This window comes from Streptomyces sp. Root1304, from assembly GCF_001426405.1.
Taxonomy (GTDB): Bacteria; Actinomycetota; Actinomycetes; order Streptomycetales; family Streptomycetaceae; genus Streptomyces.
The window spans coordinates 919,149-931,238 of the sequence record NZ_LMEP01000012.1; the positions used below are offsets into that span (position 1 = coordinate 919,149).

Annotated in this window: 12 protein-coding genes and 1 riboswitch; of the genes, 9 read left to right on the top strand and 3 right to left on the bottom strand. The window is 69.7% G+C overall.

Features of this window, described 5'->3' with window-relative positions:
• Positions 1 to 16: 16 nt before the first annotated feature.
• Positions 17 to 418 (bottom strand): hypothetical protein, encoded by a 402-nt coding sequence (locus tag ASD33_RS16980; RefSeq protein ID WP_056560453.1) that lies wholly within the window; start codon positions 416 to 418, stop codon positions 17 to 19.
• Between the two features lie 202 nt (positions 419 to 620).
• On the opposite strand from ASD33_RS16980, the gene ASD33_RS16985 reads away from it, so the two are divergent.
• The 6 genes from ASD33_RS16985 (at position 621) to ASD33_RS17010 (ending at position 7,858) form a co-directional block, all read left to right on the top strand.
• The gene (locus tag ASD33_RS16985; protein ID WP_056560456.1) at positions 621 to 1,241 is read left to right on the top strand and encodes a heme-copper oxidase subunit III; all 621 of its coding nucleotides are present in this window, start codon (positions 621 to 623) and stop codon (positions 1,239 to 1,241) included.
• Between the two features lie 74 nt (positions 1,242 to 1,315).
• The gene (locus tag ASD33_RS16990; RefSeq protein ID WP_056560459.1) at positions 1,316 to 2,125 is read left to right on the top strand and encodes a c-type cytochrome; all 810 of its coding nucleotides are present in this window, start codon (positions 1,316 to 1,318) and stop codon (positions 2,123 to 2,125) included.
• Complete coding sequence (locus tag ASD33_RS16995) at positions 2,122 to 3,174, top strand: Rieske 2Fe-2S domain-containing protein (protein ID WP_056560462.1); 1,053 nt, start codon at positions 2,122 to 2,124, stop codon at positions 3,172 to 3,174. Before ASD33_RS16990 ends, ASD33_RS16995 begins: the two co-directional genes overlap by 4 nt.
• Positions 3,171 to 4,793: a cytochrome bc complex cytochrome b subunit gene (locus ASD33_RS17000; RefSeq protein ID WP_056560465.1), complete on the top strand. Its 1,623-nt coding sequence runs from the start codon at positions 3,171 to 3,173 to the stop codon at positions 4,791 to 4,793. The genes ASD33_RS16995 and ASD33_RS17000 overlap by 4 nt, the downstream gene beginning before the upstream one ends.
• 131 nt (positions 4,794 to 4,924) lie before the next feature.
• Positions 4,925 to 5,989: an anthranilate phosphoribosyltransferase gene (trpD, locus tag ASD33_RS17005; RefSeq protein WP_056560469.1), complete on the top strand. Its 1,065-nt coding sequence runs from the start codon at positions 4,925 to 4,927 to the stop codon at positions 5,987 to 5,989.
• Positions 5,990 to 6,069: 80 nt separating this feature from the next.
• Positions 6,070 to 6,186, top strand: a riboswitch (SAM riboswitch).
• Positions 6,187 to 6,433: 247 nt separating this feature from the next.
• Positions 6,434 to 7,858 carry an aminotransferase class V-fold PLP-dependent enzyme gene (locus tag ASD33_RS17010; RefSeq protein ID WP_242427014.1) on the top strand — a complete coding sequence of 475 codons (1,425 nt, stop codon included), beginning with the start codon at positions 6,434 to 6,436 and terminating at the stop codon, positions 7,856 to 7,858.
• Positions 7,859 to 7,927: 69 nt separating this feature from the next.
• Here the strand turns inward: ASD33_RS17010 and ASD33_RS17015 are convergent, their stop codons facing one another.
• Positions 7,928 to 8,209 (bottom strand): Lrp/AsnC ligand binding domain-containing protein, encoded by a 282-nt coding sequence (locus ASD33_RS17015; protein ID WP_030205672.1) that lies wholly within the window; start codon positions 8,207 to 8,209, stop codon positions 7,928 to 7,930.
• The gene (locus tag ASD33_RS17020) at positions 8,206 to 8,940 is read right to left on the bottom strand and encodes a rhomboid family intramembrane serine protease (RefSeq protein ID WP_056560473.1); all 735 of its coding nucleotides are present in this window, start codon (positions 8,938 to 8,940) and stop codon (positions 8,206 to 8,208) included. The genes ASD33_RS17015 and ASD33_RS17020 overlap by 4 nt, the downstream gene beginning before the upstream one ends.
• A gap of 159 nt (positions 8,941 to 9,099) precedes the next feature.
• On the opposite strand from ASD33_RS17020, the gene ASD33_RS17025 reads away from it, so the two are divergent.
• The 3 genes from ASD33_RS17025 (at position 9,100) to ASD33_RS17035 (ending at position 12,035) form a co-directional block, all read left to right on the top strand.
• Positions 9,100 to 9,342 carry a hypothetical protein gene (locus ASD33_RS17025; RefSeq protein ID WP_017238847.1) on the top strand — a complete coding sequence of 81 codons (243 nt, stop codon included), beginning with the start codon at positions 9,100 to 9,102 and terminating at the stop codon, positions 9,340 to 9,342.
• 33 nt (positions 9,343 to 9,375) lie between these two features.
• Positions 9,376 to 10,740: an NYN domain-containing protein gene (locus tag ASD33_RS17030; RefSeq protein ID WP_056560476.1), complete on the top strand. Its 1,365-nt coding sequence runs from the start codon at positions 9,376 to 9,378 to the stop codon at positions 10,738 to 10,740.
• Between the two features lie 257 nt (positions 10,741 to 10,997).
• Positions 10,998 to 12,035 (top strand): C40 family peptidase, encoded by a 1,038-nt coding sequence (locus ASD33_RS17035; protein ID WP_056560478.1) that lies wholly within the window; start codon positions 10,998 to 11,000, stop codon positions 12,033 to 12,035.
• Positions 12,036 to 12,090: the final 55 nt, after the last annotated feature.

The following is a 12,090-nucleotide window of genomic DNA, read 5'->3' on the forward strand; positions in this document are numbered from 1 at the left end:
AGGCGAACCGAGCCCCTCAGGAGGCGATCGACAGGCGCGAGCGCAGCAGGGCCGCCAGGGACGCCGCGAACTCGACCGGTTCCACCGGAAGGGTGACCGCGGCGTCCGCGCGGCTCCAGGTGGCCAGCCAGGCGTCCTGCGGACGGCCGATGAGCAGCAGCACCGGCGGGCACCGGAACACCTCGTCCTTGATCTGCCGGCAGACGCCCATGCCGCCCGCGGGCGTCGTCTCGCCGTCCAGGACGCACACGTCGATGCCGCCCTCGTCCAGGTGCTTCAGCACCGCCGGCAGCGTCGCGCACTCCACGAACTCCACCGGGGGGACGTCCGACGCGGGCCTGCGCCCGGCCGCCAGCCGCACCTGCTCGCGGGTGTTCGCGTCGTCGCTGTAGACCAGGACCGTGGCACTCGACTGCATCGTTCCTCCGGCTGGGAAGGCGGGTGGGTCGTCGTCGACCGATGCGCGGATGCTACTCCGGTCCACACCCCGTCAACACCCGTTCAACACCTGTTCGAAGGGTGCTCGGAGGCCCTCGCACTGGGCCGTTCGGGCTGGACACACCCCTCGGACACTCCGAACGGCACCCCCCGGAGTGAGGGCGGGATAAGCGACCGACATAATGTCGGTCGTGGCGACAGTAACGACAGTAGAAACAGGGCACGCGCACCCGTCGGTCAATCGACCGAACCTCACCAGCGTCGGAACCATCATCTGGTTGAGCTCCGAGCTGATGTTCTTCGCGGCCCTCTTCGCGATGTACTTCACCCTGCGATCGGTGACGGGTGCCGAGTTCTGGGCGGAAAAGGCCTCAGCCTTGAACTTCCCGTTCTCGGCTACCAACACCACGATCCTGGTGCTCTCCTCACTCACCTGCCAGCTCGGCGTCTTCGCCGCCGAGCGGGGCGACGTGAAGAAGCTCAGGACGTGGTTCATCATCACGTTCGTGATGGGTTCGATCTTCATCGGCGGCCAGGTCTTCGAGTACACCGAGCTGGTGAAGAAGGACGGCCTCTCGCTGTCCTCCGACCCGTACGGCTCCGTGTTCTACCTGACCACCGGCTTCCACGGCCTGCACGTGACGGGCGGTCTCATCGCCTTCCTGCTGGTCCTCGGCCGGACGTACGCCGCCAAGAGGTTCACCCACGAGCAGGCAACCGCCGCCATCGTCGTGTCCTACTACTGGCACTTCGTCGATGTCGTCTGGATCGGCCTCTTCGCCACGATCTACATGATCAAGTAATCGGCGCCGCCTCCATGGCGGACCGAGACATCCAGCAAGCATCGACGCAGAAGATCCTGACACCGGGGTAATCCGTGAAAAAGCTCTCCGCACGACGACGCCATCCGCTGGCGGCGGTCGTCGTCCTACTTCTCGCGCTGGCGGCCACTGGGGGGCTGTACGCCGCGTTCGCGCCCGCGGGCACGGCGAAGGCCGATGAAACCGCCCAGTCCCTCGCCATCGAGGAGGGGAAGAAGCTCTACTCCGTCGGCTGCGCCAGCTGCCACGGAACCGGGGGTCAGGGCACCACTGACGGCCCGTCCCTCGTCGGCGTCGGTTCGGCCGCCGTCGACTTCCAGGTCGGCACGGGTCGCATGCCGGCCCAGCAGCCGGGCGCCCAGGTCCCGAAGAAGAAGGTCATCTACTCGCAGGCTGAGATCGATCAGCTCGCGGCGTACGTCGCCTCTCTCGGTGCCGGTGCGGTCATCCCGACCGAGGCCCAGTACAACCCGGCCGGAGCCGACGCCGCTCGCGGTGGCGAGCTGTTCCGCACCAACTGTGCCCAGTGCCACAACTTCACCGGCGAGGGTGGCGCGCTGACCTATGGCAAGTACGCCCCGAGCCTCGAAGGCGTGAGCCCGAAGCACCTCTACGAGGCCATGCAGACCGGCCCGCAGAACATGCCCTCCTTCCCGGACACGACCATGCCGGAGAAGGAGAAGAAGGACATCATCGCGTACGTCCAGGCCGTCAACGGCGAGAAGGCCGACAACCCGGGCGGACTCTCGCTCGGTGGTCTCGGCCCCGTCAGTGAGGGCCTGTTCGCCTGGATCTTCGGTCTGGGCGCGCTGATCGCAGTTGCCATCTGGGTCGCGGCCCACACCGCTAAGGCCAAGAAGTCATGAGTAGCCAAGAGATTCCAGAAGAGAACCTGCCGGCAGGGCAGGACACCGCGCACGGCGCGGTGATGGTCGCCGACGACCCGTTCGCCGACCCGGGCCTCCCGCCCCACAAGCCCCGCATCCAGGACATCGACGAGCGGGCCGCCCGTCGGTCCGAGCGCGCGGTCGCCTTCATGTTCACGCTGTCGATGCTGGCCACTGTCGGCTTCATCGCCTCGTACGTGATCTTCCCGGTCGACAAGATCGTGTACATCTGGCCCTTCGGCCGGGTGTCCGCGCTCAACTTCGCGCTGGGCTGGACCCTCGGCCTCGCCCTCTTCTTCATCGGCGCGGGCGCGGTCCACTGGGCCCGCACCCTGATGTCCGACGTCGAGATCGCGGACGAGCGGCACCCGATCCAGGCCGACGCCGAGACCAAGGCGAAGGTCATGTCGGACTTCGCGGCCGGTGCCGCCGAGTCCGGCATGGGCCGCCGCAAGCTCATCCGCAACACGATGTTCGGCGCGCTGTCGCTCGTACCGCTCTCCGGCATCGTGCTGCTGCGTGACATGGGCCCGCTGCCCGAGAAGAAGCTCCGGACCACGCTGTGGACCAAGGGCCTCCAGCTCATCAACATGAACACGCACGAGCCGCTGCGTCCCGAGGACGTCGCGGTCGGTTCGCTGACCTTCGCGATGCCGGAAGGGCTGTCGGAGCACGACGAGAACTTCCAGACCGAGATCGCCAAGGCCGCCCTGATGATCGTCCGCATCCAGCCGGACGACATCAAGGACAAGCGCGAGCTCGAGTGGTCGCACGAGGGCATCGTCGCCTTCTCGAAGATCTGCACCCACGTGGGCTGCCCGATCTCCCTGTACGAGCAGCAGACGCACCACGTCCTCTGCCCGTGCCACCAGTCCACCTTCGACCTCTCCGACGGCGCCCGCGTCATCTTCGGCCCGGCCGGTCACGCCCTCCCGCAGCTGCGGATCGGCGTGAACGACAAGGGCTTCCTGGAGGCGCTCGGCGACTTCGACGAGCCCGTCGGTCCTGCCTTCTGGGAGCGCGGATGAGCACTGTGACGGATACGAAGAAGGCACCCGCGGGTGAGCGGGTCGCCGACTGGGCCGACGGTCGCCTGGGGATCTACACGCTGGCCAAGGCCAACATGCGGAAGATCTTCCCGGACCACTGGTCCTTCATGCTGGGCGAGATCTGCCTCTACAGCTTCCTCATCATCATCCTGACGGGCGTCTATCTGACGATGTTCTTCCACCCGTCGATGAACGAGGTGGAGTACGTCGGACCGTACGTCCCGCTCCAGGGACAGCTGATGTCCGAGGCGTTCAACTCGACCATGCACATCTCGTTCGAGGTGCGCGGTGGTCTGCTGATCCGGCAGATCCACCACTGGGCGGCGCTGATCTTCCTCGCCGGCATGTTCGTGCACATGATGCGCGTCTTCTTCACGGGCGCGTTCCGCAAGCCGCGTGAGATCAACTGGCTGTTCGGCTTCCTGCTGTTCTTCCTGGGCATGTTCACCGGCTTCACCGGTTACTCGCTCCCGGACGACCTGCTCTCCGGCACCGGTGTCCGCTTCATGCAGGGCGCGATCCTGTCCGTGCCGGTCGTCGGCACGTACCTGTCGATGTTCCTGTTCGGCGGGGAGTTCCCCGGCGGCGACTTCGTGGCCCGGTTCTACTCGGCCCACGTCCTGCTGCTGCCCGGCATCATGCTCGGCCTCGTGGTCGCCCACCTCATCCTGGTGTTCTTCCACAAGCACACGCAGTTCGCCGGCCCCGGCCGGACGAACAAGAACGTCGTGGGCATGCCGCTGCTGCCGGTCTACATGGCCAAGGCCGGAGGCTTCTTCTTCCTGGTCTTCGGTGTCATCGCGGTCATCGCGGCCATCGCCTCGATCAACCCGATCTGGGCCATCGGCCCGTACCGCCCGGACCAGGTGTCCACCGGCGCCCAGCCCGACTGGTACATGGGCTTCGCCGAGGGTCTGATCCGTGTGATGCCGGGCTGGGAGATCAACCTGTGGGGCCACACGCTGGTCCTCGGTGTGATGATCCCGCTGGCGATCTTCCCGGCGGTCCTCGCGGCCATCGCGGTCTACCCGTTCATCGAGTCGTGGATCACCGGCGACAAGCGCGAGCACCACATCGCGCAGCGCCCGCGCAACGCTCCGACGCGCACCGCCTTCGGTGTCGCCTGGATCACCGCGTACATGATCATGCTCGTGGGTGGTGGAAACGACCTCTGGGCGACCCACTTCCACCTGTCGCTGAACTCGATCACCTGGTTCGTCCGGATCTTCTTCTTCCTCGGACCGGTCATCGCGTTCATCGCCACCAAGCGGATCTGCCTCGGCCTCCAGCGCCGGGACAAGGACAAGGTGCTGCACGGCCGCGAGTCGGGCATCATCAAGCGCCTGCCGCACGGTGAGTTCGTCGAGGTCCACGAGCCGCTCAGCCAGGGCGAGCTGCACCGCCTCACGGCGCACGAGCAGTACGACGCCGCGGAGCTTCCGCCGGCCGTCGACGACAACGGCGTGGAGCGCAAGGTCGGGCGCATGGAGAAGCTCCGGGTCAAGCTCAACAAGGGCTACTACGGCGACGACAGCCAGATCGCCAAGCCCACGGCCGAGGAGTACAAGGAGATCCAGAGCGGCCACGGCCACCACTGATCACCTGAACTCCTGACTTGAGACAAGTCGCCACGGCGAGAGCCCCGTCCATTCGATGGACGGGGCTCTTTGCCGTCCCCCGGGGTCGATAGGGTGGAGCCGTATTCCCTACGGACTGACCAGGAGCTGCCATGAGCGCTGCGACCCCCGCTGGAGGACCTACGTCGGCGGGCCGCTCCTGGCCCGCCGTACTGGACGGTCTGCTGTCCGGCCGCGACCAGAGCGCCGAGGACACCGCCTGGGCGATGGACCGTATCCTGCGCGGCGAGGCGACCGACGCCCAGATCGCCGGATTCGTGGTCGCCCTGCGCGCCAAGGGCGAGACCGTCGAGGAGATCACCGGCCTCGTCCGCACGATGTACGAGCACGCCAACACGATCGACGTGCCCGGACCTTCCGTCGACATCGTCGGCACCGGCGGCGACGGCGCCAAGACCGTCAACATCTCCACCATGTCCGCGATCGTCGTCGCGGGCACCGGCGCCAAGGTCGTCAAGCACGGCAACCGGGCCGCGTCCTCCGCCTCCGGCGCCTCCGACGTCCTGGAGAAGCTCGGCGTCAACCTCAACCTGACCCCGAAGCGGGTCGTCGAGGTCGCCGAGGAGGCCGGGATCACCTTCTGCTTCGCGGTGAAGTTCCACCCGGCGCTGCGGCACGTGGCGACGGCCCGCAAGGAACTCGGCATCCGGACCGTCTTCAACTTCCTCGGCCCGCTCACCAACCCGGCCCGGGTGAAGGCACAGGCGACCGGTGTGGCCGACGCCCGGGTGGCCCCCATCGTCGCCGGGGTGCTGGCCGAGCGCGGTTCCTCCGCGCTCGTCTTCCGCGGCGACGACGGCCTCGACGAGTTGACCACCACGGCCACCTCGCGGGTCTGGGTGGTCCGGGACGGCTCGGTGCGGGAGGAGGCCTTCGACCCCCGGGACGTCGGCATCGACCTCGTACCGGTGGAGGCCCTGCGCGGCGCCGACGCCTCGTACAACGCCGACGTCGCCCGTCGGCTGCTCGCCGGGGAGACCGGCCCGGTACGGGACGCGGTGCTGCTCAACTCGGCGGCGGCGCTGGCCGCGCTGGCGCCGGGGGAGGGCTCCCTCGCCGAGCAGATCCGCACCGGCATCGCGCGGGCCGCGGAGTCCATCGACTCCGGAGAGGCCCGCCGGGCCCTCGAACGATGGATCGCCGCCAGCAACGCCTAGGTCGCGTCGCCGTACGACCCCGGTCCAGCATGCGGACCGGGGTCTTGCGGTTCGTCGATCATGTGGCAGGATGCTCCGTAGGTCACGAGTGACAGCGTTTTGGCCCCGGCTTGCTGTCCGGCAACCCTCCGTCCGTGGCGGGGTGCCCCGGGTGATGACCAGGCCGTAGGCAGCGAGGTCTACGGCAAGCGCGGACCCCTCGACACACCAGGGGTCCTGGTCTCTCGAGGAGCTTTTTCCGTGAGCAAGCGAATGCGATAGGGCGAGTCCGCCCCTACTTCACCCTCGGATCATCGGATCAGGGTCACTTCCGCGTACCCGCGCATGCCGCCGTGTACCGCCATGCCCTCCCGTGCACCCCGAGGCATCACCCGTACCCCGCCGTGTCCGGCCGCGTACGGGATCACCGAAGCCATTCAGCACCGCCCGCCGGGAGATACCGCCATGTCCGCACGCCCTGACGCCGTCGCCACCGCCACCGTCGAGACCGTCGCCGCCACCGTCGAGTCCGCCGTCGCCGAGTCCGCCGACCCCTGCTGCGCCGCCCCGCTGCCCGTCCTCGGCCGGGACGTCACCGTCCCGCTCGTCACCGGCGGCGAGGTGACCTACGCGGCGCTCGACTACGCGGCCAGCGCCCCCGCCCTCCAGCGGGTCTGGGACGACGTCGCCGCGTACGCCCCGTACTACGGCAGCGTCCACCGCGGCGCCGGCTACCTCTCCCAGCTCTCCACCGACCTCTTCGAGAACAGCCGCGTCACCGTCGCCGGGTTCCTCGACTGCCGCGCCGACGACCAGGTCGTCTTCACCCGCTCCACCACCGACTCGCTCAACCTGCTCGCCGCCGTGATCCCGGCCGGCTGCGAGGTCTTCGTCTTCGAGACCGAGCACCACGCCTCGCTGCTGCCCTGGCGCGACGCCCGCGTCACCTACCTCAACGCGCCCCGCACCCCCGCCCAGGCCGTCGAGACCCTGGAGCGCGCCCTCGCCGACCGCGACCCCTACGGCCCCGCCCTGGTCTGCGTCACCGGCGCCTCCAACGTCACCGGCGAGCTGTGGCCGGTGAGGGAACTCGCCGCCGCCGCGCACGCCCACGGCGCCCGGATCGTGCTCGACGCCGCCCAGCTGGCACCCCACCACCCGGTCTCCGTCCAGGAACTCGACGTGGACTGGATCGCCTTCTCCGGACACAAGCTGTACGCGCCCTTCGGCTCCGGCGTCCTCGCCGGCCGCGCCGACTGGCTCCAGGACTCCGAGCCCTACCTCGCGGGCGGCGGCGCCTCCCGCAAGGTGGCGCGCCGTGCCGACGGTGGTGTGGACGTGGAGTGGCACACCACCGCGGCCCGGCACGAGGCCGGCTCCCCGAACGTCATCGGCGTGTACTCCATCGCCTCCGCCTGCAAGGCGCTCACCGAGGCGGGCTTCGACGGGCTCGTCGCCCGTGAGCGGCACCTGATCGCCACCGTCCGCGAGGGCCTCGCCGAGGTCCCCGAGGTCAAGGTGCTCTCGCTGTTCGGCGACGACGCCCCCCGGGTCGGCGTCATCTCCTTCGTGGTGGACGGCTGGAACAGCTCCCACTTCGCCGCCGCGCTCTCCGCCGAGTACGGCATCGGTGTCCGCGACGGACTCTTCTGCGCCCACCCGCTGGTCCGCACCCTGCTCGGCAGCGACCCGCAGGACCCGGGCGAGTGCGGCGCCCCCGAGGCGGCGCCGGGCGAGCGGTCCCTCAACGCCATCCGGGTCAGCTTCGGCGCCGGTACGCCGGACGAGCACGTGGAGCGGTTCGTCGGCGCCGTGAAGGCGCTCGTCCGCGACGGCGCGCAGTGGAAGTACCGCACCGAGGACGGCCGCTGCGTCCCCGACCGCGGCTGAGCGCTCACTCGTACGGGTGAAGGGGGCCTCCCGACCGGGAGGCCCCCTTCACCGTGCCGCGTGCGGGTCTCAGGACTCCAGACCGATGGCGAAGGCCGCCTCCAGATCGTGCTGGGAGTACGTACGGAACGCGACGTGGGTGTCGGTCGCCTCCACGCCCGGGATCTTGCTGATGCTGCCCGGGATGACGTCCGCCAGGTCGTCGTGGCGGGGCACGCGGACCATCGCGATGAGGTCGTAGGTGCCGGTCACCGAGAAGACCTCGCTGACGCTGTCGAGCGCGGCGATCGACTCGGCGATCTCGGGGATGCGGTCCACGCTGGTCTTGATGAGCACGATCGCGGTGATCACGGCTGGCTTTCTCCCTCGGTCGCCGCGGCTTGGGCTTTCACTCTATCCCCACCCCGGTGGCGCCCCCAGGCGTAGAGGAAGCCGACGCAGAAGCCGACGACATGGGCCAGATAGGCGACGCCCGGGCCCGCCCCCGCCGTCCGCGCGGCCAGCCACTGGAGCACGAACCAGAAGATCAGCACGATCCAGGCGGGGAAGCGCAGCGGCAGGAAGAAGAGGAAGGGGAAGAGGCTGGTGACCCGGGAGCGCGGGAAGAGGAAGAGGAAGGCCCCCAGTACCCCGGAGATCGCCCCCGACGCCCCCACGAGGGTCTGCTCGCTGTGCGCGTGCGCCACCGCGTACCCGAGCAGGGCGAGATAGCCGGTGCCCAGGTAGAAGAGGGCGAACTCGACCGGGCCCATGCGCTCCTCGGCCATCGCGCCGAAGACGTAGAGGAAGAGCATGTTCCCCAGCAGGTGGAGCCAGCTGCCGTGCACGAAGAGCGCGGTGAGCGGGGTGAGCAGGGCGCGGGGCTCGCCGCCCATCAGCTCGGCGGGGACGACGCCCCAGCGGCGGAAGTACGCGCCCTGCGCCGCGAGGAGCTGGTCCCCGGAGCCGTGCATCGGGTTCAGTCCCGAGATCGGGCTGATCACGAAGAACAGGCAGCAGGCGGCGATCAGTCCGTACGTCACCGTGGGCCCGCTGCGGGTGCCGCGCCAGGCACCGAGGGTCGTGCCTCGCCAGTCGATCATGGACAGATCATGGCGTACCGGGGCCGAAGTGGACAGAGTGCCTCGCCGTGCCTCCGGGTACCGGCGAGGCCGTAGGGTTGCGGGCAGAACGACCGCAGTTCGACGGCGCACCGCGGCTCCCGCACCTGGTACCACCCAGACAGGAAGAAGGACGGCTCGATGACGACGGTTCCCCTGCCGACCGCCGAGACCCGCTGGCGCTGCACGCTCTGCGGCAACCTCACCCGCTTCGACGTGACGCGCTCCTCCAAGGTCGTCGAGTACGTCCATCTGGACCTCGCGGGCGATCCCACGGTCGAGGAGCGGCAGGTGGTCAGTGAGACCATCGAGTCGGTCCGCTGCCGCTGGTGCAACGCGGTGGACCAGATCGAACTGGTGGACAGGCCGGGCGCCGCCTCCTGAGGGACGGCGCGGACGACATAGGGGTGACGGATCGTGGAGCAGCCCGCGCACGGTGGAGAGCCGGCCGGCGCGGCAGGTGACGCTGCCGAGACGCTCGACCACCCACTGCCGGAAGGCGTACGGCGGCGGGTCGTCGCGCTGGTCGCCGACGCCTTCGGCGGGCTGACCGTCGCGGAGCTGCCCGCACCCCTGAGGCAGTACGCCCGTTTCACCGCGAGCCGGCGGGCCAAGTTCGCCGGCAACGCGATGGCGGCGGCCCTGGAGAGCGACCCGCTGTTCCGGCAGCGGATCGGCGAACGGTTCAAGCAGGGCCAGCCCGAGCTGGCCGGCGCCGTGGAGACCGGCACCCCGCCCGCCGCCGCCGACCCCGTGGACGTGGCGGCCGCCGCCTATGTGCTGCGCCCGCCCGGCTGGGTCAAGCTGGTCGCCGCCGCGGGCGAGGAGGCCCAACGGGTCGACGCCGAGCGGGCCGACGAGGCCGGCCGGCGCGAGCTGGACCGGCTGCGCGAGGAGCTCGCCGCCGCCCGGGACCGCACCCGGACCGAGACCGAGCAGCTGCGGCACGACCTCGAAGCGGCCCGCAAGGAAGCGGAGTCGCTGCACCGCAAGCTGCGCAGCGCCCAGAGTGACGTGAAGCGCGGCGAGGCCGCGCTGCGCAAGGTCCAGGGCGAGATCGAGGCCGCGCGGGCCGAGTCGGCGGCCCAGGTGTCCTCCGCCGAGAGCGAGACCCGGCGTCTCAAGGCCCGGCTCGGCGAGGTGGAGGCGGCGCTCGAAGCCAGCCGCAGGACCGCCCGCGAGGGGCGTTCGGTGGAGGACATGCGGCTGCGGCTGCTCCTCGACACCGTGCTCGACGCGGCCCAGGGGCTGCGCCGCGAACTGGCGCTGCCGCCCGTCTCCGTGCACCCGGCCGACACCGTGGACGCGGTGGAGCCGGGGCGGATGTCCCCGAAGGACATCGCGGCGCGGGCGCTCTCCGAGACCGATCCGGCGCTGCTCGACCAGCTGCTCGCGCTGCCGCAGGCACATCTGGTCGTCGACGGCTACAACGTCACCAAGACCGGCTATCCGACCATGCCGCTGGAGAAGCAGCGGCTGCGGCTGCTCGGCAGCCTCTCGGCGCTGGCGGCCCGCTCGGGCGCCGAGGTCACCTGTGTCTTCGACGGCGCGGAGCTGGCCGCCCCGGTGCTGCTCGCGCCGCCGCGCGGGGTGCGGGTGCTGTTCTCCAAGCCGGGTGTGACGGCCGACGAGTTGATTCGTCAGCTGGTACGGGCGGAGCCGCCGGGCCGGCCGGTCGTGGTGGTCTCCACGGACCGCGAGGTCGCCGACGGAGTGGCGAAGGCGGGGGCGCGGCCCGTCGCGTCCGCCTTGTTGCTGAAGCGGCTTTCGCGGCTTCAGTGACGCATTGCAACTCCTGGGTCTTTTGACCGATTTCTGGATGGCGGACCGTCAAGTGCTCATCACTGCCCGTGTGATGCATGTAAATAATGTGGTGCGTGAGCGATATTTTTGCCGGTGGGATTTGAACTGATCACAACTTGGTCACTAGGGTCGGGCTTCGAACCTTCGCGCGGTTGATCACCCATCCGGGGTGGCGGCGGAGGAACCGCCTGCCCCTGACCGGTTGGGCGGCTCTGAGGAAGAAGGAGCTCGCCTTCGTGGCGTCCCACCGTCGACTCAAGCAGCCGAGCCGAACCCGCGTGACCGTGCTCACCGTGACCGCGGCCGCGGCCGTCGCGCTCACCGCCCAGTCCGGAGCCCAGGCGGCCCCCGCCAAGCCCAGCATCGACGAGGTCAAGTCCAAGGTCGACAAGCTGCACCACGAGGCCGAGGAGGCCACGGAGCAGTACAACCTGGCCGACGAGCGCCGCGGCACGCTGCAGAAGGAGATCGGCAACCTCCAGGACAAGGTGGCCCGCGGTCAGCAGGAGCTCAACACCCTGCGGGACCAGATCGGTTCGGTCGCCAGCGCCCAGTACCGCTCCGGCGGCATCGACCCGGCGCTCCAGCTCTTCCTCTCCGCCGACCCGGACACCTACCTCGACAAGGCGTCCGCGATCGACCAGCTGAGCGCCCAGCAGGCCGACGTGCTCACCTCGATCCAGGCCAAGCAGCGGACGCTCGCCCAGGAGCGGGCCGAGGCCACCACGAAGCTGGCCGACCTCGAGGACGTCCGCAAGACCCTCGGCGCGAAGAAGAAGAAGTTCCAGGGCAAGCTCGCCGAGGCGCGCCAGCTCCTCAACACCCTGACCGCGGCCGAGCGGGCCAAGATGGAGGAGAAGGAGCAGCGGGCCAGCCGCGCCGCCAGCGAGCGCGTGGACCTGGGCAACGAGGCTCCCGCGAGCGGCTTCGGCGCCGCCGCGCTCTCCGCCGCCGCCACCCGCGTCGGCATGCCGTACGCCTCCGGCCACGAGGGCCCCTCCTCGTTCGACTGCTCGGGTCTGACCCAGTGGTCCTACCGCCAGGCCGGCGTCAGGCTCACCCGCACCACGTACACCCAGCAGAACGACGGCACGAAGATCGGCCGCAGCCAGCTCAAGCCGGGCGACCTGGTCTTCTTCAACGGCCTCCAGCACGTCGGCCTGTACGCGGGCAACAACACGGTGCTGCACGCCCCCTACTCGGGCGCCTACGTGCGCTACGAGTCGATGAACACCATGGGGTCCTTCCAGTTCGGCGTCCGCATCGCCGGCTGACCCCGCGACCCGCTGCGGTATGCCGCCCGAACGGGTGGTTCGCCGCGACACGCGC

Bases quoted from the DNA above. Each gene is read 5' to 3' on its own strand.
- ASD33_RS16980 (WP_056560453.1), bottom strand. From the start codon at position 418: ATGCAGTCGAGTGCCACGGTCCTGGTCTACAGCGACGACGCGAACACC.
- ASD33_RS16985 (WP_056560456.1), top strand. From the start codon at position 621: ATGTCGGTCGTGGCGACAGTAACGACAGTAGAAACAGGGCACGCGCAC.
- ASD33_RS16995 (WP_056560462.1), top strand. From the start codon at position 2,122: ATGAGTAGCCAAGAGATTCCAGAAGAGAACCTGCCGGCAGGGCAGGAC.
- ASD33_RS17000 (WP_056560465.1), top strand. From the start codon at position 3,171: ATGAGCACTGTGACGGATACGAAGAAGGCACCCGCGGGTGAGCGGGTC.
- trpD (WP_056560469.1), top strand. From the start codon at position 4,925: ATGAGCGCTGCGACCCCCGCTGGAGGACCTACGTCGGCGGGCCGCTCC.
- ASD33_RS17010 (WP_242427014.1), top strand. From the start codon at position 6,434: ATGTCCGCACGCCCTGACGCCGTCGCCACCGCCACCGTCGAGACCGTC.
- ASD33_RS17020 (WP_056560473.1), bottom strand. From the start codon at position 8,940: ATGATCGACTGGCGAGGCACGACCCTCGGTGCCTGGCGCGGCACCCGC.
- ASD33_RS17025 (WP_017238847.1), top strand. From the start codon at position 9,100: ATGACGACGGTTCCCCTGCCGACCGCCGAGACCCGCTGGCGCTGCACG.